15 protein-coding genes and 1 pseudogene are annotated in these 22,962 nt (G+C 38.0%); 4 read left to right on the top strand and 12 right to left on the bottom strand.

All coding sequences use genetic code 11. The annotated features are described in order from the left end of the window. Position 1: 1 nt before the first annotated feature. The 6 genes and pseudogenes from Q4575_RS00960 to Q4575_RS00935 form a co-directional block, all read right to left on the bottom strand. Positions 2–1,708: pseudogene (locus Q4575_RS00960) on the bottom strand (efflux RND transporter periplasmic adaptor subunit). A gap of 89 nt (positions 1,709–1,797) precedes the next feature. Then, positions 1,798–3,171: a TolC family protein gene (locus tag Q4575_RS00955; protein WP_303521039.1), complete on the bottom strand. Its 1,374-nt coding sequence runs from the start codon at positions 3,169–3,171 to the stop codon at positions 1,798–1,800. Next, positions 3,171–3,371, bottom strand: coding sequence for a hypothetical protein (locus Q4575_RS00950; RefSeq protein ID WP_303521038.1), 201 nt, complete (start codon positions 3,369–3,371; stop codon positions 3,171–3,173). Before Q4575_RS00950 ends, Q4575_RS00955 begins: the two co-directional genes overlap by 1 nt. Positions 3,372–3,491: 120 nt before the next feature. Then, complete coding sequence (locus tag Q4575_RS00945) at positions 3,492–3,911, bottom strand: hypothetical protein (protein ID WP_303521037.1); 420 nt, start codon at positions 3,909–3,911, stop codon at positions 3,492–3,494. A gap of 142 nt (positions 3,912–4,053) precedes the next feature. Next, a complete protein-coding gene (locus Q4575_RS00940) occupies positions 4,054–6,564 on the bottom strand; it encodes an EAL domain-containing protein (protein WP_303521036.1) in 2,511 nt (836 codons plus the stop codon). Continuing rightward, positions 6,561–9,110: a 7TM diverse intracellular signaling domain-containing protein gene (locus tag Q4575_RS00935; RefSeq protein WP_303521035.1), complete on the bottom strand. Its 2,550-nt coding sequence runs from the start codon at positions 9,108–9,110 to the stop codon at positions 6,561–6,563. The genes Q4575_RS00940 and Q4575_RS00935 overlap by 4 nt, the downstream gene beginning before the upstream one ends. 158 nt (positions 9,111–9,268) lie before the next feature. Between Q4575_RS00935 and Q4575_RS00930 the strand changes: the two genes are divergently transcribed. Then, a complete protein-coding gene (locus Q4575_RS00930) occupies positions 9,269–9,697 on the top strand; it encodes a hypothetical protein (protein ID WP_215962881.1) in 429 nt (142 codons plus the stop codon). An 11-nt stretch (positions 9,698–9,708) separates the two neighbouring features. Then, a complete protein-coding gene (locus tag Q4575_RS00925) occupies positions 9,709–10,158 on the top strand; it encodes a YchJ family protein (RefSeq protein WP_272179618.1) in 450 nt (149 codons plus the stop codon). A gap of 147 nt (positions 10,159–10,305) precedes the next feature. On the opposite strand, the gene ppsA is transcribed toward Q4575_RS00925, so the two are convergent. Beyond that, entirely contained in the window at positions 10,306–12,681 is a 2,376-nt protein-coding gene (gene ppsA, locus Q4575_RS00920; RefSeq protein WP_215962879.1) for a phosphoenolpyruvate synthase, read from the bottom strand. 177 nt (positions 12,682–12,858) lie between these two features. Between ppsA and Q4575_RS00915 the strand changes: the two genes are divergently transcribed. After that, positions 12,859–13,674 (top strand): pyruvate, water dikinase regulatory protein, encoded by an 816-nt coding sequence (locus tag Q4575_RS00915; protein WP_215962878.1) that lies wholly within the window; start codon positions 12,859–12,861, stop codon positions 13,672–13,674. Here the strand turns inward: Q4575_RS00915 and Q4575_RS00910 are convergent. The 3 genes from Q4575_RS00910 to Q4575_RS00900 all read right to left on the bottom strand — a co-directional run bounded on the left by Q4575_RS00910 (position 13,671) and on the right by Q4575_RS00900 (position 16,376). Further along, entirely contained in the window at positions 13,671–14,414 is a 744-nt protein-coding gene (locus Q4575_RS00910; protein WP_303521034.1) for a heparan-alpha-glucosaminide N-acetyltransferase, read from the bottom strand. The genes Q4575_RS00915 and Q4575_RS00910 overlap by 4 nt on opposite strands. Positions 14,415–14,508: 94 nt before the next feature. Beyond that, entirely contained in the window at positions 14,509–15,855 is a 1,347-nt protein-coding gene (locus tag Q4575_RS00905) for a class II 3-deoxy-7-phosphoheptulonate synthase (protein ID WP_215962876.1), read from the bottom strand. A gap of 41 nt (positions 15,856–15,896) precedes the next feature. Then, the gene (locus Q4575_RS00900) at positions 15,897–16,376 is read right to left on the bottom strand and encodes a low molecular weight protein-tyrosine-phosphatase (RefSeq protein WP_272179616.1); all 480 of its coding nucleotides are present in this window, start codon (positions 16,374–16,376) and stop codon (positions 15,897–15,899) included. 394 nt (positions 16,377–16,770) lie between these two features. Here Q4575_RS00900 and Q4575_RS00895 point away from each other — a divergent pair, with 394 nt between their 5' ends. Further along, positions 16,771–18,147 carry an MATE family efflux transporter gene (locus tag Q4575_RS00895; protein WP_215962874.1) on the top strand — a complete coding sequence of 459 codons (1,377 nt, stop codon included), beginning with the start codon at positions 16,771–16,773 and terminating at the stop codon, positions 18,145–18,147. A 199-nt stretch (positions 18,148–18,346) separates the two neighbouring features. On the opposite strand, the gene putA is transcribed toward Q4575_RS00895, so the two are convergent. Continuing rightward, positions 18,347–22,135: a bifunctional proline dehydrogenase/L-glutamate gamma-semialdehyde dehydrogenase PutA gene (gene putA, locus Q4575_RS00890; RefSeq protein ID WP_303521033.1), complete on the bottom strand. Its 3,789-nt coding sequence runs from the start codon at positions 22,133–22,135 to the stop codon at positions 18,347–18,349. Between the two features lie 264 nt (positions 22,136–22,399). After that, positions 22,400–22,951, bottom strand: coding sequence for an NAD(P)H nitroreductase (locus Q4575_RS00885; protein ID WP_303521032.1), 552 nt, complete (start codon positions 22,949–22,951; stop codon positions 22,400–22,402). Positions 22,952–22,962 lie beyond the last annotated feature (11 nt).

Genomic DNA, 22,962 nt, shown 5'->3' with positions numbered 1-22,962 from the left:
CCTAATGGCCGTCATGCATAGACATTGGTTCGACCTTGTCTTTAGGTTTTATCGCAGGGTTATCATTTACTTTTATCGCAATCACTGTTAACTCATCTCTAACTTCAAAAGTAAATGTCACAGGATTACCTTCCACAAATTTGTCTAATGATAAATTTTCTTCAATTTCAAAATCCAAAGTTGCTGCGTCTCTTTGCCATTTGGTTATGGCTTCTCGACTTATGTTTACGATCCTATTTTTTTTGTCAACGCTGTTAATAATGCCGCCCACAGTTGCCGTTGGGTAATTAGGTGAATCCTTTGCTGAATTATCACCTTCGTCACGAATATGAATAACAGTAATGTTAATTTCGTCGTTAGGCAGTTTTGTCATTTCAAAATGTAGTGTTTGCCCAACTCGAACGTCAGATAAATCGACCTCATTGGCTACGATGAAATCCATTGTCATCTCAGGCCATTGCCATTCCTCTACGGGCTCATGTGTGATATTTATCATACTATGTTCCCGCATCAGACTGTTTACAACGCCCGTAGCAAATACAGTTTCACTGCGAACCGTTGGACTCATTCTGAGGAAGTCTGAACTTTTACTTGATTCTGAATCAATCAAAAACTGGGCAGAAACAACGACTCGGTCTTGATCATTTAAGCCACGTTTGATTTCAATGTAATCATTTGAAACACGACCTATGACGACCTCGATAGACTTAAATTGACCATCGCCTAACGCTAAAACAACTCTATCTTGTTTACCCGTTCTTATAACAGATTCTTTTGGTACCATTAACGTATTTGTAATACCAGTGGCGTGAATTAAGACTTGCGCGAACATGTTAGGCTTTAATTTGTGGTCCGGATTCTCAAACTTTAATCTGACTCGTAGAGTACGAGTTGTAGGGTTTAAAGTTGGATAAACATAGTCAACAATTCCTGACTACGTTTTACTTGGCAGGTAATCTAACGTCATTGATACATCTAATCCGGCTCGCACCAATGCGGCGTCTCGTTCGAAGACTTCGGCTTCAACCCAAACTTGGTCAAGCTGTCCAATACTCATTAACGTTGTGCCTGGCTTTACAAAAAATCCTTCGCGAATTTTAAGCCCATCTATTACGCCTGATTGAGGTGCGATAAAAGTGATGTTTTGAACCACCTTTTGACTTTTTTCTAAGTTAAGAATAAACGCATCTGACAGTTGCAATGCCTGTAGACGTTCTCGCGCTGCGATGATTAGTGTTTTATTATTGCGCTTTAACGCGATTAAAAACTCTTCTTGAGCGTTAACTAATTGTGGCGCATAAAGCGTATATAAAGGTTGGCCTTTTTCAACGGGATTCCCTGCGGCTTTGACAAACAATTTTTCTATCCATCCCTCTACGCGGGGATGAATATGAACCAATTGATCTTCGTCATATTGTACATATCCAACTGTAGAGATTTCGGTCATCATTTCACCGCGAACGACTTTTGCCGTCCTAACGCCCATATTATTGATAACGTGAGACGCAATTGTCACCTGTCCAGCGGTTCCCTGTTGCTTGCTCTCGGCATAAACCGGAACCAGATCCATTCCCATTGGTGACTTACCCGGTTTATCTCTACGGTAATTTGAATCCATAGGTGCTACCCAATAAAGTGGCTTCTTACTTGCTGACTCATCTGTACTATTTGCAGCACCGTTGTTGGGGAATAGATTAAAGCCAAGCAATTGTAAAGTAGGTGCACTAATTACGGTTAACACTGCACCTAAAATCGTGCTAGCTATTATTGTTGCGACAAATTTTTGTGTAATAGTCATTATTTAGTCCATCCGTCTGGATAATATGGCAGTAGCGATTGCGTCGTTAGATAGTTAATTCGAGCCGTTGCTTTTAGCAAATTGATATCAATGTTAAGTGCCGATATTTGTGTATTAAGTTCAGCGATACGAGCGCGAATAACTTCAGAGAAATCACCGTCGTCATTGGTATAAGCTGTTAACGAGGCCTCTGCTTGCTCATGACTTTGGGTTATTAGTTGCGTTATATACAGTTGCTGTCGCTGGGTAAGGCGTTGTAAGTTTCTATATTCTTTTTCAATTTGTGTAATTAGGCTTTTTGTTAATAAAAGGTGGTCCGTTCTAATGGACGCTGCGTCGGAAATAGATGCAGATACAAGTTTATCTTGTCGTTTATTGGTAAATAATGGCACATCAAAAGTAACCCCAATGGAAAAAAAATCTGCCCTATCATCACCATTTTCCATAGCGTCTCTATACGCATAAGACGCATTGATCCCCCATTGTGGTTTGTATTGTTCTTTCGCTATTTCAACATCTTTTAATGCCACTTTTTGGTCAACATCGATTAGACGTACTGTGGGGTGATTTGAAACAAGTTGAGCTAATGAATTTCGAGACAATAATTTATTTTTAGACAAAATATTGCTTCTCAAAGGTATTGATGGCAATGAATCAGTTACTTTGATGTCTGTTGCTATTGCGTCAAAATTAGGTTTATTGTCATGTAAACCGTCTTGAAAAACATGCAACCATTCATTAAGCCTTGCGATAGCGGATTCAAGCTTTTGATACTCTACCGCTAATCTGTCGTCTAATTGGATAAGCTCTAGTTGTGAACGAATAACATCTTGTTGTCGGGTTTTTCCTACGGTACTAGAATAACTCGCTCTAGCAACATCTGCAGTTTGTTCAAATAAGGTTTTGTCACGAGTTATAAGGTTAATGGTCTTTTGGGCCAAATAAATGTCTAACCAAATATGTGTCACATTTAGCGTTAGTTGGGCTTTTCGTTCTTCTTGCATCAACGGATATTTTTGCGCACTTGTAGTCAGTTTCGCTTGTTTAATGTCGAGTACGTTTCCTCTTGGCAGCAATTGCGATACATAAACTTTTAACTGCGTCATGTTCTCTTGATTAAAATCCATAGAATCGACAGGTACATTCATTAAACTAACTGACACAAGCGGATCAGACATCGTGGCGACGGCAGTACTTCTTGCTAATGTCGCTCGGTATTTTTGGTTATTGCCATTCACCCAAGGGTCATTTGTAATGGCTTGAATTATTGCGTCGTCTAACGAAATAACAGGATTCGCCGTCACCGAATTAGACATAGTAGAAATTAATACCGCTCCGATTAAGGTAGCATTACGAAAATTAAGTTGAGCCATCAAAACTGCTCCTCGTAGTGGTCAATATGCAAGCCCCATTTTTTACAGCATCCACAACTAGGTTTTTTATAAACTTGGCGCTTTTTCTCTGGGTGAATAAGAGGCTCAAATTTGTTCATTGCATTAGCCATTGCTGCCAAAATCGCGCCTGCGACGAAAAACACCAGCATGGCAATTAGTTCTTTTGTTTGTAAATACATGCTTTACCATCTTTAAATGAAAACGGCGTTAGACAAATAAATAGACTAAGTCGTTCTAACTTTTTGGTTTTGAGAGAGTTATGTATGTGCACCAAAATTTAGATGCACTTGTCCTGTGGATTAAGAAATTATAGGAGGACGGTAGAAAGACTTATAAATTGAGATTGGTGATGTATGTTCTAGGCTCGGCACTTTTTCGATTGTTACTAGAGATAATATTGACTGTATGTCAACGGTTACAAACGTGTAAGTTGAGCAGGCGTTTGCGGGACAACTGCATTCAATATCACAACAATCCATTTTCCCGCTTTGCTCATGATTAGAAGGTGCATCATGTGACATATTTCCAGATACTTTCATATCTTTGTGCATTGCCATTGATGAAGATGTAGATGTAGATGTTTTCCCAGTATGATTCATCGTCATGTGTTGGCCACTATCTGTCATTTCGCAAGGCATAACGGTATTAGCAAGCGATTGCCCTATTACGGACAACAACATTGTTATAATTACGCAAGCTCTAGTAAACGCAGACGACATGGATTTCTCTTACTGATTTGATAGTAGCAAAATACATTCTAAGCACTTATTTGTAAAGTTGAAAAGAAACAAATAGGTTACTAACATTCTAATACAACGACGACAGCGATTTATAACGCCTTATCAAAAGTATTGAATAAACTCACCTTGCGTTTGTATTTAGCCAGTTGATATACATATGAAAAGGCAAAGGCTCACAATATTTAAACCCTTGTACGATATTACAAGGTAGTTCAAGCATCATATTTTCAGAATCTAATGAGTCTATCCCAATACCTACAACATCAATACCATTGGTATTTGTCAAGCTGACAAGCTGACGAATGACGGTTGTATTACCTTGTGTCGCTTCTATATTTTGAATTTCTCTGCAATCCAATTTGATTTCAGACACCAGTCCGTTAAATACAAATCCTAAATTAGATAACGGCGTTTTTAGTGCATCTACTGAGATCCGATACCCTTTTCTCTTTAGTCCTATTATTGTTTTTTTAATATTATTGTCTAAATTTTCAAATTTTAGATCAGTGAACTCAAACGTTAAATGCTTGGCCGCAATCCTATATGTATCTAAACTTTTTTGGACCATCGCTAAAAACTGCGACAAATGTAAATCAGAAACAGAAATGTTAATGGCGACATGATAATTAGGGTCAAACTCTTTAATTAGCTTACTTAAGTTTTGACACGAAGTGTCTATCACCCATTCAGTTAATGACGAAATCAACCCTGTATCTTTGGCAATCGGTACAAACTCTGAAGGGCTAATTTCACCTAACTCAGAATGTTCCCAGCGAACTAATATTTCACTACCAATCACTTCAAGCTTATCCACACCCAATTTCGGTTGATGGTAGATAATGAGTTCTTTGTTATCGATCGCTTTTTGTAATTCAGTGGCAATTTCAACTCTTCTATTTTGGTTAAATTTATCTAATTCATTAAAAATCCAAAAATCTAATTTTTTAGAATTCGCGATATTAATCGCTTGTTGCGCCTGATTGACAATATCAGTTAATGAAAAATCATTACTTTCCTTGGTCGCTGCGCCAATAACAAAATGCATTTTATACAATTGTGCTGTTGTACTATTGTTTAACTTTTGTAACTTACAAAATTCTTTAATCGTAGTTTTGAGTAATGCTTCATCACTGCTGGTAATCGTAATGGCAAACAATCCCTCACGCACTAAACAGACTTTTCTTATCGTCGAGTCATTATCAACGTCAATAACATGGAGATAACTTGAAAAATATCGTTGTATATCGCTCACAAAACTATTGATAAACGCTATTTGTTCTTGGTTTTTATCTATTGTTGTAAAATTATCAACTTCATCTAACTCAATTAATATTACAGAGTATTTATTCTTAGCTAGCTTAGGCGTTTGATTAATGCAAAATTCTAATTTTGCAATATTTGCCAGTTTAAAGATCTTGTCATGTGTCGCTTCATAAAGTATTTCTGCTTTATTTACCCGTAATCTTTCGGCAAGTGCCATCGAAATTAATGTCATTTCAAAAACGACGCCAAAAAACGCCGCATGCCGCGTCCAAAAGCCATATTCTAACTGCCCTTGCAGCAATAGAGTTCCAACGGCTGAACCGACAAAGAGCGGCAACCATGAGATGATGTAAAGTGTCCCCCAACTCTTATTTTTTCTTATTCTCTGAAACAACATGATTAAGCACAAAATATAAATAAATAGCTGCATTAAAAAAAATGGTTTAGCAGCCTCATACTCACTTTGGGTTGTGGCGTATACTCCAAATACAAACAATATGATCGTTAACCCTTTCACAGAGCGCTGAATCACTAATTGTTCTTTATTATTGAAGTGTAAAAAGTAATAACTAAATAACAGCAAGAAGATACCAAGCAGGTAATAAACTGAAATAATATTGTTGCCAATGTGCTGGTAAAAACTGATTGGTAATAAATAAATTCCAAAACCATGCACAAAACTTAAAACCATTAAAAAGCTAATAATATAGCCAACATATAAAATATATAATTTGTCGTGAACACCGAGAAACAAGATTAAGTTATAGGCTGTCATAACAAAGACGATCCCTACGATTGATCCCCACAACAAATACAGCATATTTTTATAACGATTGAAGCCATTAGATTCAAAAAGGGCCACTGGTAGATGTGGTGTTCCTAAAGAATAGGTTCTAATAAGTAATTCTTTTTGTTGTTGCTTTTGCAAACTCACTGCGATTGAAGGTAACGCCATTTCGCGCTTCTTATTAATTCGATTATCACCTAATCGCTTAACGAGAGTTGGGATACCAGCTTTTATTTCATAAATGTCTATTTCATCTAACATTGGATTATCAAATAAATAAACATATTCAGACAATACAGAACGTAGATTTCTAATTTTAATTAAGTGCCAGTATTCATTCTCACCAAACTCTAAACTTATTGTTTTCTTTTCTCGAGTATCATTTTTAAAGAAATTGTAGATGGTCTGCGAGTCAGTTTTAAAGTCACCTTGAACATTCCTGTAAACTGATTCGACTGCCAAATTTTTACTATTTAATGCCAGTTTATTAATATTTTCGAGTTTACTAATGATATAGCTAGTAAAAATAACAACTAAAAAGGACATGAACAGAATTGAAATGAACCTTAAATGAAGTTTCATGATTTCACCCCATTTAAAACAAAGCTATGTAAACTTTGGTCTTTAGCGAGAGAGTCGATAAAGCGCTGATCAATGTATTCCTTAAATTCTATTTCTGACAACACGTTTGTTGATAGCGCTCCAACTAAATTAAAAGGAAGCACTTTTAACTCATCAAAATCCGTTTGATTTTTTATATTCTCAACCAATATCGAAATATCCATTTTTTGTAAAGTAGAAGAAAAATTGAGAACTCGTTCGGGGTCGCTTGTCATTATAAGTTTTTTCATTGTTTCCGCTTGAAACGTAACTACTGAGATAGGCAACTCACTGATCCAGTTTGCACTTTCTATTCCAAATGTATCTTCCTTAATACTAATTAAAAATCCGAGGTCGACAAATTCTCGAAGCGTGCTGATTTCCTGTATGTTTTGCGAATTCATTAGCTTGCTACTTACCGTAATAACAAATAAATCGGCCTTCAAACCATATTTATTTAACGTTTTAATCAGCATGGAAATAAAGGTTTTTGTTATTCTATTTTGAGTTGAGAAGTCGATTAAAAACTTAGTTTTAGTCGAGTCTAACAATGCAACTTGACTGCAAATTAACTCGAAAACTCGTTCTTCGAACAAACTAGCCATCATATTGTTAGTCGTTGTATCTAAACAGGCAGAAAGTTCAAAGAACTCATTATTTTTAGAGGAACTTATACTCAATTTAACTAGCGATAATTTACTGTTAACCGAGTTTGTTGTAGGTTGAAATCCTATTTGAAAATCTTGTAGTTCGTTAGATTTTACAAGTTCCGAAACTAGCTGATGCCTTTTATCCGAGCTCCGTTTCTCAAAAGTTTGAAATGTAGTCGTGGCACGATTGCTCTGTTGTAATACATTAAAGCTAAAAGTAATAATTTCTTCTGGTGACTCAAATTCTGCTGAATTTACGCAACTAATAAAGCAATTAAACGAAACATCAAATCCTTTCAGGCGATAGGTAAAAGGAAGCAATTCTCCAATTTCATCTTGTAAGTTGTCGATTAGTATTTGATCGGTACTTAAAATTACTAACGCAAAATAGCCATCTTTAACAGCAGCAATATGTTTTACGTCGATATGTTCGTCAAGTGTCGCTAAGGTGACATGGTCACTAAAAAACGTTTCAACTTTTGTTAAAAATTTATCGACGACTACTTTTAAACTTATTTGATCTAGATAAGGCGTTAACTGATGATAATTTTCTATTTTAATTACCACTAAACTAAATGAAGGATTAGGTACAACATCAAATTGTTTTTTAAGTTGCTGTTCTAAAATTATTGAATTGCCAATATTTAAAAAGTGATCATGTGTGGCCTGGAACAGTAATTGATTTTCGCTCATTCGTAATCGTTCTGCTAAAGCCATTGAAATGAAGGTCATTTCAAATAATACGCCCAACAAAAGTGCATGACGACTCCAGAAACTATACTCCAGATTACCCGTTAACATTAATGGGCCTACTGCAGCTCCGATGAATAACGGTAACCAGGAAATCACATAATATTTTGCCCAGCTAAAATCTAACTTTAATCGGATTGCGACTAAAATGATGGCAAAAATATAGACAGAACCTTGTGCCATAAAAAACAGTTGCGCCGCCTTATATTCAACAACAAACAACGCGTAAAAACTAAGTGCCAAAAGCAAATTAATAACGACCTGGCCCGTCCGAAAACTAAGACTGCGTTTGTCTTGATCAAATTTTAGAAACTTCATGGCAAACGCCAACATTAGCGCCCCAACCATGCTAAACAGAGCGATGACATTATCCGCTATTAGGTCATACACCCAATAAGGCACAAGGTAAGTTAAAAATCCATGAACTACACCTAGGACAACCAAAAAGGCAAATATGTAACCTACATAAATTAGATAAAGTTTATCTTTTACACCTACAAATAAAATAATGTTGTAAATAGACATTAATATGACGATGCCGACAAAACTTCCCCAGATAAGAAACACCATGGATTTGTATTGTTCAAAGTTTTCATTGGTAAAAATAGATATAGGTAAATTCGGCGTACCTTTAGAATTGGTTCTAATAACCATTTCCATCTCACCAGAACCGTTAAGTTCAATTACTGAGTGAGGTAAAGCAAGTAACTCGAGTTCCGTATTCTTTCGTTTATCGCCTAGTTTTGACAAAACGTGGAGGTCATTATTCTTCAATTCATAAATATCAATGTAATCTAACATTGGATTATCTAATAAAAGGACCAAATTCATTTTGGTGGTTGTCAGGTTTCTAAATTTTAATTGGTACCAAACGTCACTTTCACCAAATTCTATCTTTGAATAGTTGAGTTTAGTTGGTCTAAATCGACTTTTAAATTCACTATAATTAGAGTTAACAAATTGATTTTTGTCATCAACAAAATACGCTTGATCAATTTTTAATTGCAGATTATTGGTGTTTATATTTAATTCGTTTATACGGTCAAAAGAACTTTTAATTCCCCACAATAGTGAAAATAAGATGAAAAGGACACATCCTGTTATTGCCCAGCTCCCAGCTTTTTTCATTATATTTCCTAAATATCTCAATAGTTAAGCCATATTATAGTTCTTATTTAGTAAAAATATTTACTCTTTTACAGAATATTTTTGTTGCATTTTTAATCCCCCACGACTACTGTATAAACCACTGTATAAGATACTATTAATAAAAACAGGTATTGGCGATGAACTATTTAAACTTTAGTAATAACAAATTTCAGCATCCGGCAATTTCACCGATTAAACCATCAATTAATGCCGACCTTTTAGATACACACTTAGAATTGCTGAAGATAATTAAACGATATGAATTTAGCGATGGTTGGACGTTGCTCATTGCGCCAGAAAAACTGCCAGATAAGCAAATTCTTAATTCATGCAGTATCAATTTAAGTAAAGTACTTACCGTGCATAAGCGATATTGCAAAAGCGCGTTCGAACTTGCCAAAAAGGCCATATTTTTTGATAACTGTGCCGTTTTAGTCATTTGGGACGATTCGATTAGTGGTCTCGAATTAGAATTAATACGAAAACAAGCCCATGAGAATGGTACTGCGCTATATCTATTAAACTCAGATCAAACCACTTATAATGAGTATATTCAAACCCACTAAGTGCCTAAGCTATGTTTTGTTGTCCGTGCAGTGATCGTGAATATGAAATTTGTTGCAAGCCTTTAATTGAAAGGAAAAGCAGCCCAAGTTCACCTGAACAATTGATGAGGTCAAGATACTCTGCGTTTGTACTAAATAAACCAGAATATTTGTACGATACAAGTTCAGTCAATCTAAAAAGTCAGCTAACGGTTGAACAGTTGCGTCAATCATGTATTGAAAATTGTTTTGTTAAGTTAGAAATTGTTAATACAGAAACTCAGTTTGTGGAGTTTAAAGCGTTTTTTATCGAGCATGAACATTGTGGCGTATTACACGAACGTTCTAAATTTGTAGTAGAAAATGGCATTTGGAAGTACGACACTGGAACTCTATTTGACGAACCTATTAATAAGTTAAATAGAAATGACCTTTGTCCGTGCGACAGCGGTAAAAAATTTAAAAAGTGTCATATGAGATGATCGTTTAAGGCATTTGCTTTAATCGGATTAAAATCTTCTTGATGTTCCTCTGTAAAAGTAAAAACGATTTAGATTTAGGTGAAATCAAATAAAAATGGCAGGCCAAGCCTACCATTTCAATTTACTTATGTGTTTTAGACTAAATCATTAATTATTTTGTTGTTCAGCCAAATATAACCAAGTTTCTAGAACCGTGTCGGGGTTTAATGAAATTGAATCAATTCCTTGTTCAACCAACCAATTAGCAAAATCTTCATGATCTGAAGGTCCCTGTCCACATATACCAACATATTTATTTGCCTTTTTACAGGCTTTAATAGCCAAAGACAGTAATGCTTTTACGGCTTCGTCTCGTTCATCAAACAGGTCAGCAATAAGACCTGAGTCTCTATCAAGACCAAGCGTTAATTGAGTTAGATCATTTGATCCAATCGAAAAGCCATCAAAGTACTCTAAAAATTGATCAGCCAATAAGGCATTTGATGGTAACTCACACATCATTATGACTCGTAAACCGTCGACCCCACGTTTAAGACCATGTTCTTCTAATAATTCAGATACACGTTTAGCTTCGCTTACCGTTCGTACAAATGGGATCATAACTTCGACATTGGTCAATCCCATGTCATTTCTAACTCGTTTTAGAGCTTCACACTCCAGAGCAAAACATTCTCTAAAACTATCTGAAATGTAACGAGATGCGCCACGATATCCTATCATCGGGTTTTCTTCTTCAGGTTCGTATTGGTCACCACCAACTAAATTGGCATATTCATTTGATTTGAAATCTGACATACGAACAATTACTTTTTCCGGATAAAAAGCAGATGCTAGCGTCGATACGCCCTCTTTAATTTTATTGATATAAAACTCGACTGGTGAGTCATAGCCTGCTGCAAGTTCGTCAATTTCTTCTTTAATATCTTCTGGTTGAGCATCGTAATTTAATAATGCCTTTGGATGCACCCCAATCATTCTATTAATTATAAACTCTAATCGAGCGAGGCCAATTCCCGCATGTGGTAAACGAGCAAAGTCAAAAGCACGGTCTGGGTTACCGACATTCATCATTACTTTAACGGGTAAATCTGGCATGTCGTCAACCTTTGAAGTCACCACTTCGTATGGCAATACTTCACCATAAATAAAACCGGTATCACCTTCTGCGCACGATACCGTAACCTCGTCGCCTGTGACAATAGACTCAGTTGCATTACCACAACCAACCACAGCAGGGATCCCTAATTCACGTGCGATAATAGCTGCGTGGCAAGTTCTGCCCCCGCGATTTGTTACAATCGCTGAAGCACGTTTCATAATTGGTTCCCAATCCGGGTCAGTCATGTCCGTAACTAAAACGTCTCCAGGTAAAATTTGGTCCATTTCAGCAATTGAACCGAGCACTTTCGCAACACCAGCGCCAACCTTGTGTCCAATTGCACGGCCTTCTGTTAATATTTTGCCGCGGCGTTCTAGTTGAAATGATTCAATAACATTTGCTTCTTCGTTACTGCGTACCGTTTCTGGTCGTGCCTGAACTATATATAGTTGACCATCCATACCATCCTTAGCCCACTCAATGTCCATAGGTCGACCATAATGTTTTTCTATTGTTACCGCTTGTTTAGCAAGCTCCATAATTTCATCTTCAGTTAATGAAAACTGATTCGCGAGTTCAGGTTCAACATCAATAACTTTAACTTGTTTACCATGTTCCACGTCGTCGCTATAAATCATCTTAATCGCTTTACTGCCCATATTTTTGCGAATTACTGCAGGGCGACCGTTCGCAAGCGTTGGCTTGTGTACGTAAAACTCATCGGGGTTAACAGCACCCTGCACAACCATTTCGCCAAGACCAAAAGATGAAGTCACAAATACCACATCTTCAAATCCTGACTCTGTGTCAATAGAGAACATAACACCTGACGAAGATAGATCCGAACGAACCATACGCTGTACACCAGCTGATAATGCAACACCTTTGTGATCGTAACCTTGGTGAACACGATATGAAATTGCTCTGTCGTTAAACAAAGAAGCAAAAACATGTTTTACCGCCGTTTTAATTGAATCTAGCCCTTTTACATTAAGAAAGGTTTCTTGTTGTCCTGCAAACGATGCATCTGGCATATCTTCCGCAGTTGCAGATGAACGAACTGCAAATGACGCTTCATCTCCTAACTCCCCTGCGAGTTCCGCATACGATCGTTCCATTTCATTTTCAAATTCTGGTTGGAAAGGCGTTTCTATGATCCAGTTTCTAATCTTTTCGCCGGCTGCCGAAAGCGCAGCTAAGTCGTCGATATCGAGCGCATCTAACAAATCATGAATGCGTTGCTCTAATCCACTTTGTTCTAAAAACTCATTAAAGGCGTAAGACGTTGTCGCAAAACCATTTGGCACTTGTACGCCAACACTAGACAAATTGCTGATCATTTCACCTAAAGAGGCGTTCTTTCCACCGACTTGGTTAACATCACCCATGCCTAACTCTTTGTACCAAAGGACATAATTTTGCACGACAAACACTCCGTAATTTTCATTAATATTTAGATGAACTATAGTATTGTTTTGTTATGATAAGTATTATTATGTAAGTAAAATTGTAATAATACAAAACGAATTACATATTGCGGCATTTTACACAGGTGATTCAATTGCGCAAATTGATTTTTTTAATTTTTTAGGAGTGAAAACATGTTCGATCATCATGCATTTTATATTTCAGATGGCACTGCAATAACTGCTGAGACGGTTGGGCACGCCACACTATCGCAGTTTGAAATGCAAATTGAACACGTTACTCTACCTTTTATCGAAAATATAGAGATGGCTAAAAAGGTCGTTTCTAGAATAAATCAAATATATGCTGCCAACGGAAAAATGCCGCTTGTCTTCTATACCTTTGTTGACCAACAACTTAAAGAAATTATTGAGCATGCAAAAGCGGTATGTTTTGACGTACTTATTCCGTTTACTAGCAAAGTGGAATTGGCATTAGGCGTTACAGCAACGCCAAAATTGCACCGCACCCACTCCATGAAAACAAACCGTTATGACTATCGAATTGAAGCTATGAACTATGCTTTAGCAAACGACGACGGCCAGACTATGCAGAATTATGCCGACGCGGACGTTATTTTAGTTGGCGTATCGAGAAGTGGGAAAACCCCCACAAGCATTTATTTAGCGCTAAATTATGGAATTAAGGCAGCAAACTATCCATTTATTGAAGACGATATGGATGAATTGACCTTACCGGCTATTTTGAAGAACAACAAAAAGAAATTATTTGGCTTAACAATCGACGCTAAACGATTGGCAGCGATCCGCAACGAACGTTACGCTAACAGCAAATACGCGTCGTTAAGGCAATGCCGTATGGAGTTACGGGAAGTCGAACGGCTCTACCGTAAATCTAAGATCCCTTTCATCAACACCACTTCGTTTTCTGTTGAAGAGATTTCAGCAAAAATCATGTCTGAAATGGCATTAGAGCGATTTAATCATTAGTTGATCAACAACTCAACGGCCATAAATAACCCAAACAAGATAGGTTGATGTACCAAATAGATGATTAAGCTATGCTGGCCTGCTCGTTCAATCAGTGAGTTAAAAATGGTTAACATAGGTAAATGGAATTGTTCTGCAAGGTTTGTTTTAAAGACCTTCTGAACCACGTTATTGTTTTGAATTAAGTGTCCGAAAAAGATCCCAATCAAAACGATACCAAACCATGGAAACACGGGAACGTAATCCAACGCAGGACGTTTAGTTTCTACCATTCCTAACCAGTGAAAATATAAGGGGTCAAAAAATTGGGATTGAACATAATGTCCTAAAAAGAAGACAATTACCCCAAGCACTAACGCAATCTTTGGGCGTGATATAAACGGCAAACTTAAAAATGTCGCCAGTAAAATGAAATGAATTATTCCAAACACAGTTACTTTATCAGCGGCAATAAAATAACTTGATACACTGACGAAGAACGCTGCCAAACCGAGTTGTCCAGAGCGTCTGATAAGATTACGCCAACGAAGTTTAGGATTGTGTGACAAAACTAAACTCACCCCGACTAAACTTAAAAATAGAATGACAATGACGTATCTAAACGGGATCCAATAGCCTTTGCCAAACATGGTGTCGATATAGTTAAAATAATAGAGATCGTAGCAAAAGTGGTAAATAACCATAAGTAAAATGGCAAACCCTCGAAGCCAATCTAACAAAGAATACCTATTATTAATCATACCTATTACACCACTTATTTAAGCAATTAACGTTAGTGTTAAAATCAAAAAACCGGACTATTACATCCGGTTTTGTTTTATCTAAAATTCAACTTTATTTAGCGAATTTTAATGCGTCTGTAATTAAAAATGCCAGTTCTTGAACTTGGTCAGCATTTAAACGTGGATCACATTGCGTTTTATAACGTTGTGATAAGTCAGCTTCACTTAACCCATACGCGCCACCTGTACATTCGGTAACGTGTTGCCCTGTCATTTCAAAATGAACACCGCCAGCCCATGTACCTTCAGCTTTATGAACCGCAAAAAACTGCTGAATTTCTTTTAATACAGAATCAAAGTTACGTGTCTTATATCCATTGCTTGCTTTAATAGTATTGCCATGCATTGGATCCGAACTCCAAACCACGTGACGACCTTCTTCTTTCACTTTACGCACTAACGCAGGCAATTTACCTTCAAGCACATTTGCCCCCATACGCGTGATCAGAGTTAAACGGCCAGGCTCATTGTTTGGGTTTAATGTATCAATCAATTTGATTAATTCGTCAGGGTCCATTCCCGGGCCAACTTTCACACCAATTGGGTTATTTATGCCTTTAAAAAATTCGATATGGGCATGATCGAGTTGTCGAGTACGTTCACCAATCCACACCATATGCGCTGAACAGTCATACCATTTACCGGTTAAATGATCACGACGTGTTAAAGCTTGCTCATAATTTAACAGTAGCGCCTCATGAGATGTAAATAACTGGGTTTCTTTAATAACTGGTGTCGTTTCAGACGTTAATCCAATTACTTTCATAAACTCGAGAGTTTCTTTAATACGATCAGCAAGATGTTGGTAACGTTCACGATTTGGATTTGAAGCAACAAAACTCATATTCCAGCGATTAACTTGGTGCAAGTCTGCTAAACCGCCCTGGGCAAAAGCACGCAACAAGTTTAAGGTTGACGCAGAATGATGATAAGCAGTCACTAATCTATTTGGATCAGGTTCACGGGCTTGTTCGTTAAATTCAAAACTATTGACGATATCTCCACGATAGCTAGGAAATGAAACGCCGTCGATTGTTTCTAAATCAGCTGAACGTGGTTTTGCGTACTGACCTGCAACACGCGCAATTTTTGTAACTGGAACTTTTCCACCAAATGTAAGTACAACTGCCATTTGCAGCATAACTTTAAATGTATCGCGAATGTTCGCAGCATTAAAGTCTGAAAACGATTCAGCACAATCACCACCTTGCAAAAGAAAACCTCGACCTTCAGCAACATCGCCTAGCTGTTTTCTTAAATCACGCGTCTCTTCAGCAAAAACCAAAGGAGGAAAGCTATGAATTTGTTCCTCTACATTGTGCAGCAATGTTTGGTCTTTATAATTTGGCTGTTGTTGGATTGGAAATTGTCTCCAACTATCTGGTGTCCAGTTACTCACGTATATACCCTTTTATTTTGTCTTTATTTATTGTGTTACTATTAATTTTTAGAGATGGCTGATATCAAACCGTCACTAGCATCCTCAATTAGATCTAATACAAATTCAAAACCTGCAGCGCCACCATAATATGGATCGGGTACCTCAACAACGTCATTGTATTTTTCTGAAAACGCCAACATAAGTTTAATTTTCGATTGAAACTCTGCTGGGCACCGACGCTTCAGCGAAGCCAAATTATCGTTATCCATTGCCAAAATTAAATCGTAATGCTCAAAGTCTTGTTCTTTTATTTTTCGTGAACTAATGTCCGAAAAATCGTAATTTCGTTTTTTTCCTGCAGCCACGGAACGCGGATCAGGCCTTGTACCCTCGTGATATGCAGACGTTCCTGCACTTTCGACGTCAATATATAATCCGATACTTTCTGCCTTCTGACGAAAGATGGCATGTGCTGTTGGTGAGCGACATATATTGCCCAAGCATACAAACAATACTGATGTAATTTTAGCGTCCGACATGTTGGTAGATCTTCCATTCATAAATAGCTAACTAAGCTGGCGTTACATTATTTTTAGTGCAACGGAAAAACCTTTATTGTCTTTGTAAAACGCATAATAACCGCGTAAAACCGTTAACCACTTTAGGTTTAGACTGCCATATAGACGGCCAAATTGAAACAGATAATTGGTACTTTTTAGAGCTAATATACTATTGATTATTGATCCCACTCACACCTGAATATAAAACCATCAAATTCTTACCTTCACCTGGAATACAAAACCAATTTAAGGGCAATTAACTCTGACTATTATTGCGCGAGTACCACAAATTCTTATCCGCAATAATTTATCCATGATAGAATTCAAAACCGTTTTAAAACGACCTTTTAGTTCTCTTTTAAGAAATGAGTCAATGTCTGAAGTTAAACAAATTTTAAAGCTCGCCTTACCTTTATTAGCAACCCAAATTGTCGTTAGTTTGATGTTTTTTACCGACACAGTAATGGCCAGTCGCGCGAGTCACGTCGACATGGCTGCGGTATCTGTAGCTACAGGTATTTGGAGTCCGATCGTTTTTTCTGTGCAAGGTTTATTAGTCGCAATTACCCCTGTTGTCGCTCAATTACTGGGCGCTAATAAAAACAGTTCTACTGCCGATTTAAAAGCATCCCTCAAACAAGGCGTCTATTTAGCTTTGTTTGTATCCATCTTTGTACTGATTATTTTTCAATTTATTCACATTCCCATCGACAAACTCGAACTCGAAACGGTATTACATCAAAAGTCTTTGGGTTATTTAAACTATGTAATTTGGGGCATAGTGCCGACTTGTTTATTTTTTATCTATAGAGGGTTTTGTGAAGGCGTTGGTGCGACAAAACCAGCATTAATAGTTAGCGTTGTTGGGCTACTTGCAAACATCCCGCTTAACTATATTTTTGTATTTGGTGAATTTGGAATGCCTAAAATGGGGGCCGCGGGTTGTGGTCTTGCTACCGCAATTGTCAACTGGATTTCAATTATCAGCCTATTAATTTACTTTAAAGTTTCAAGAGTATTTAAACCTTATGCAAGCTTAGTCATTGGCAAACCCGACTTCTCTGCCATTAATAATTTAGTCAAAATTGGCACCCCCATTTCACTCGCTTTATTGTTCGAAAGCAGTTTATTTGCGTTTACCGCACTGTTTATAGCGCCTCTCGGTGCGATTGCTGTTGCAGGCCACCAAGTCGCGTTTAGTTATAGTAGCGTTGTTTTTATGGCACCGTTAAGTTTGGCGATGGCCGCCACAATCCGCATCGGTTATTTAAGGGGTCAAGGGGATTATTCAAAACTCATCCATTCGATTAAAACATGCTTTAACATTGCCTTTGTATTTGGTGCCATCGTAATGGTTATAACACTTTTATTGAATCAACAAATCATTGCTATTTATACAGACGAGCCGTCTGTGGTTTTATTGGCGAGTTCCATTTTAGTTATCGCTGCAATTTACCAATTACCTGACGCGATACAAGTGATGGCTGCGGGAGTTTTTAAAGGATTAAAGGACACTAAACCTTTATTCTACATTACCTTTATAGCTTATTGGCCAATGGGATTTGCACTAGGTTATACCTTAGGACGAACAGATATCCTTGTACCCGCGATGGGAGCAGAGGGGTTTTGGATAGGCATAGTGTTTGGGTTAACGGCAGCGTCTGTAATGTTTCTAATTAAACTTAGATGGACCCTACGCAGTTTAAAGCAACAGCTTAGTAAGCCCCAAATGCCGGAAAACTTCGTTTAGTTATTAGAAATTAAATAACTTAGTAAAATCCATAGAAAAAAATGCCAGTCCGTTAATTACTGAAGGACATAGTAAACCCTTTGTAATTAGCTAAGTTAATCAGAAACAAAAAAGGCATAGAGCGATGTGTTTACTCTATGCCTTGATTTACTTTTGACATTAATTTTTAATGCATTTCAAATATTTAAATAACTTCGCCCTATTCATCTTCCAACGTCATTAACGATGTATTACCACCTGACGCTGTAGTATCAACACTTACGGTCTTCTCTGTTACTAATCGCGTAATTAGGTTGTCATTAAACTCCGCGGTGATAGTTGGTAAAATAGCACCTTCACGTTCAGACAACCATGTTGCTACTAACTTACGTCGCTGACAGTTTGACTGCATTACCACACCCGCAAGTTGCTCTTCTTTTAACAGTGCCTGCAAGTGATTTAGTTTAGCTATTTGTAAAACACCTTCAGGTGCATCCGTAAGTAAAAACTTGTTTCTAAATGCCGCAGCCTTATCATAAAAGATATCAGACACTACAGTGATAACTGTATTACCTGTTGCGAGCGCGGTAATAATTGCAAGTACCCAGTAATGAAACGTCACTTGGCAATCAGCGAACACCACTACATTTCCACGAGGTTCTAAATACAACGTATTAGATTCTCCTGTTGGCCCAGGCAATACAGTTGGACGTTTTAATTTAGATTCAATATCGATTAACTGCTCTCGGGCAATTAATAGCGTGTTGTTTAAATCATCGGCAAAATTGTCAATACTGTCTAGTTTTGAAATCTCAGCGAGTAAACGTCGCACAAAAGAGATACGGTCATTTAACGGCGTTAAGCGCCATTCTTTTTCTACACGACTTGCATTAGCCATAAAATCGGTCGCTTCGGCAGCTATTTTATCGTCCGACAATAGCGCTTGGTCATTATTTAAGTTGGTACTTAACTCCACTTCAACGTTTTCTTTCATCAAACGTTGTAGATAATTTGGGCCACCTGCTTTTGGTCCCGTCCCCGATAAACCTCGACCGCCAAATGGTTGAACTCCAACAACGGCCCCAATCATATTGCGATTAACATATACATTGCCCGCTCGTGACAATTTAATTATTTTTTCCGCTCGACGTTCAATTCTTGTATGGATCCCCATGGTCAAGCCAAACCCTGTTGAGTTTACTTTATCAATGACGGATTCAATTTCACTTGCTTTGAAACGAACAACATGAACACAAGGCCCAAATACTTCTTGTTTAAGTACATCAATACTGTCAATTTCGTACAAACGAGGTGCAAAAAAGTGACCTTTATCAGCTGAACTAGACAACGGACATTGGTAAATTAACTTACCATTTTTCTCCATATAATCGGCATGATTTTGTAACGCCGTTAGTGCTCTAGTATCAATGACTGGCCCAACGTCGGTACCCAAAAACTGGGGGTCACCAACGTGTAATTCTGCCATTGCGCCTTTGATCATTCTTATCATATTGTCTGCAATATCTTCTTGTACAAACAAAACTCTAAGCGCAGAACAACGTTGTCCAGCACTTTGGAAACCACTTGCAATAACATCGTCTACAACTTGTTCTGGCAACGCGGTAGAATCGACAATCATGCAATTTTGACCACCGGTCTCGGCAATAAGCGGAACTTGCTCATCACCGCGTTTGGACAAAATTTGAGAAATCAATGTTCCTGTTTGTGTTGAGCCGGTGAACATTACCGCTGCGATACGTTCATCTGGTAACAAAGTATCACCAACATCTCGTCCAGCAGCAATTACCGCCTGAACAACCGATTTCGGCAGACCACAAAGTTCCATTAATTCAATTGCTCTTAATGCAATCAAACTTGTTTGCTCTGCTGGCTTAGCAATAACGGTATTACCCGTAACAATAGCAGCAGCAACTTGCCCTAAGAAAATAGCCAATGGAAAGTTCCACGGGCTAATACACAACACGACACCACGTGACGTTAATCGAGTGTCTTCACTAAGTTGCTCTGCTTGTGCTGCATAATAGCGACAAAAATCCACGGCCTCTCTAACTTCATCAACGCTATCTGCTAGAACCTTCCCTGCTTCTTTAATACACAAGGCATAAAGTTCGTCACTATGTTGTTCTAACATGTCGGCGGTTTTGCGCAAAATGTCTGCGCGCACCTTAACAGATGTTTTAGACCATGACTCAAAGGCAGTTTGTGAACGCTCGAGCATATGCTCCATATCCACTTTTGTATTGACTTGACTCCAACCAATCACTTCAGACAAGTTCGCTGGATTGGTAACTGCCACTAAGTCATCATTTTTGTTCTGTTGTACTAGCTGCTGATTAAGTTCAAACCAGCTTACAAGGCTGTTTTTAAGCGGCGTTAGTTGGTTAATATCTGTGACATCGAAACCAATGGAGTTATCTCGCTCTTCGCCAAACATCTCAATCGGTAATTTAATTTGTTTGTTGTATTTAGACGCCGTACGCTTAATTTTCTCAACAGGATCTTCCAATAACTCTTCCACTGGACGATCAACGTCAACGATGGCATTTACAAATGATGAATTAGCGCCATTTTCTAATAACCGGCGAACAAGATAAGCAAGTAAGTCTTCGTGGTAACCAACAGGTGCATAAACACGGCATTGAATATAATCCATTGTTACGATTTGGTCGTAAAGTGTATCGCCCATTCCGTGTAAACATTGGAACTCAAAACCTTTCTTATCCTCACCGGCTAGTTCAATAATCACTGACGCTGTGTATGCATTATGGGTTGCAAATTGCGGATAAATGGTATCTCTGTACGACAAAAGTTTATTAGCACAAGCGTGGTAAGAAACGTCTGTACTGGCTTTGCGAGTAAATACCGGAAAATGTGACATGCCGTCTTTCTGGGCATTTTTTATTTCACTATCCCAATAAGCGCCTTTAACAAGACGAACCATGAGTTTACGTCCAACATTTTCAGTTAGTTGACGTAACCAGTCTATGACATAGATAGATCGCTTCTGATAAGCTTGCACCGCAAGGCCAAATCCAGCCCATGTGCCAAGATCACTGTCAGAAAATACGGCTTCAATTACATCAAGTGATATATCCAAACGCTCCGATTCTTCAGCATCAACAGTTAGGCTTATGTCGTATTGCTTTGCTAATAAACACAACTCTTTTAATTTTGGGACAAGTTCCGCCATCACGCGTTCGCGATGCGTAAATTCATAGCGAGAAAAAATTGCAGATAATTTAATAGAAATGCCTGGGCTTTGGCGTGGACCTTTATTGCCAGCCGCCTTGCCAATCACGTGGATCGCATTTTTGTATGAATTAAAATAGCGTTGCGCATCGTCAGCATTTCGAGCGCCCTCGCCCAACATATCATACGAGTAGACATATCCTTTCTGTTCTTTAGATTGAGCTCTAACCGTTGCTTCTTCAATCGTTTCACCCATCACAAACTGTTTGCCCATGATCTTCATTGCAATATTCATGGCTTTTCTGATAACCGGCTCACCAAAACGTCCTAGTGAACGTTTGATAATGCCAAAATGTTTATGCAGATTTTTATCAGAGTACTTAACCATAGAACCGGTAACTAACAGTCCCCACGACGATGCATTAACAAAAAGAGAATCGCTAGCACCAAGATGCGCACTCCATTTACCTTGTGTTAATTTATCGCGTATAAGCTCATCTTGAGTTGCTTTGTCAGGCACGCGTAATAGTGCTTCAGCCAAGCACATTAATACAACACCTTCCTCCGACGATAATGAATATTCATTTAACAAGGCGTCTATACCGCCACTGCCTTCAGATTCTGCTCTGATCTGTAGAACCATTTTACGGGCACGTTCCCATGCTCGGGTTTTCGCCCGTAAATCAACCTCAGCTAATGGCAAAATATGCGCAACAGCTTCGTTTTCTTCAATTCGATAAAAATCGCGGATTTTTTGACGAATTGGACAAGTCGCTGCTAAATTTTCTGAAAACAACATAGGACGGCCTCTAATCTGAATACCATTAATAACCACTTTAGTTATGAATGTGTTTAGTGAATTTTCCGCATTCTAATTCAGCAATTTTAACAAGCGTTAACGAATTATATTAAGGCAAAATCATTAGAAATATTTATGCCAGAGGTGATTGATTTTTATCGTTATTACAATGTCTAAATTAACCGTGAAGCCTTTATTTGTAGGCGTCACGTTAATTTTAGGCAATCTGAGTTAAGAAAAACTAATTAGTAAACGAATGAAATTTTAGCGCCAATAAGACACAGTATCACCAATAGCCTTTGCTTTTTTAATTGGTGTTGGTATAGCAGGTGTGCCTAAATACAAAAAACCCACTATCTCATCTTGAGATTGCAAGTCAAATGCGGTTCGTACATTGTCATCAAAAGCAAAACTACCGGTGCGCCAAATGCCGTTATATCCTTGGGCAAATGCGGCCATTTGCATATTTTGAACAGCACAAGCCGTTGTCGCTATTTGCTCAACTCTCGGTACTTTTTCGTGTTCTTTATAACGCATAATAGCAACAATAATCATAGGTGCGCGGTAACACATTTTTTTTGATTTTTCGATGACGAGTTCTTCTCGATTCGCAGCCACGGCAGCATTTGTAAATATATCGGTGAGTCGGTCTAAACCTTCACCAGTGCATACGACAAACTCAAATGGTGTTAGGTTGGCGTGATCTGGAGCTCTCAAACCCGCATTTATGATGTTGTCTAAAGCCTTGCCCTCTGGTGCCGGAGCATCAAGACGGGCAAAGGAACTTCGTGTTAGCAATAACTCTAGTGCATCCATTAAATATCTAA

The organism is Psychrosphaera sp. 1_MG-2023, assembly GCF_030548245.1.
Taxonomy (GTDB): domain Bacteria; phylum Pseudomonadota; class Gammaproteobacteria; order Enterobacterales; family Alteromonadaceae; genus Psychrosphaera; species Psychrosphaera algicola.
This window is presented reverse-complemented; position numbering and strand designations above follow the sequence as displayed.

What these genes read in the sequence shown, in the direction of transcription:
- Q4575_RS00930 (WP_215962881.1), top strand. Translation starts at nt 9,269, where the DNA reads ATGAACTATTTAAACTTTAGTAATAACAAATTTCAGCATCCGGCAATT.
- Q4575_RS00935 (WP_303521035.1), bottom strand. Translation starts at nt 9,110, where the DNA reads ATGAAAAAAGCTGGGAGCTGGGCAATAACAGGATGTGTCCTTTTCATC.
- Q4575_RS00925 (WP_272179618.1), top strand. Translation starts at nt 9,709, where the DNA reads ATGTTTTGTTGTCCGTGCAGTGATCGTGAATATGAAATTTGTTGCAAG.
- Q4575_RS00900 (WP_272179616.1), bottom strand. Translation starts at nt 16,376, where the DNA reads ATGTCGGACGCTAAAATTACATCAGTATTGTTTGTATGCTTGGGCAAT.
- Q4575_RS00910 (WP_303521034.1), bottom strand. Translation starts at nt 14,414, where the DNA reads ATGATTAATAATAGGTATTCTTTGTTAGATTGGCTTCGAGGGTTTGCC.
- Q4575_RS00915 (WP_215962878.1), top strand. Translation starts at nt 12,859, where the DNA reads ATGTTCGATCATCATGCATTTTATATTTCAGATGGCACTGCAATAACT.
- Q4575_RS00885 (WP_303521032.1), bottom strand. Translation starts at nt 22,951, where the DNA reads ATGGATGCACTAGAGTTATTGCTAACACGAAGTTCCTTTGCCCGTCTT.
- Q4575_RS00945 (WP_303521037.1), bottom strand. Translation starts at nt 3,911, where the DNA reads ATGTCGTCTGCGTTTACTAGAGCTTGCGTAATTATAACAATGTTGTTG.
- Q4575_RS00955 (WP_303521039.1), bottom strand. Translation starts at nt 3,171, where the DNA reads ATGGCTCAACTTAATTTTCGTAATGCTACCTTAATCGGAGCGGTATTA.
- Q4575_RS00940 (WP_303521036.1), bottom strand. Translation starts at nt 6,564, where the DNA reads ATGAAACTTCATTTAAGGTTCATTTCAATTCTGTTCATGTCCTTTTTA.
- putA (WP_303521033.1), bottom strand. Translation starts at nt 22,135, where the DNA reads ATGTTGTTTTCAGAAAATTTAGCAGCGACTTGTCCAATTCGTCAAAAA.
- Q4575_RS00895 (WP_215962874.1), top strand. Translation starts at nt 16,771, where the DNA reads ATGTCTGAAGTTAAACAAATTTTAAAGCTCGCCTTACCTTTATTAGCA.
- Q4575_RS00950 (WP_303521038.1), bottom strand. Translation starts at nt 3,371, where the DNA reads ATGTATTTACAAACAAAAGAACTAATTGCCATGCTGGTGTTTTTCGTC.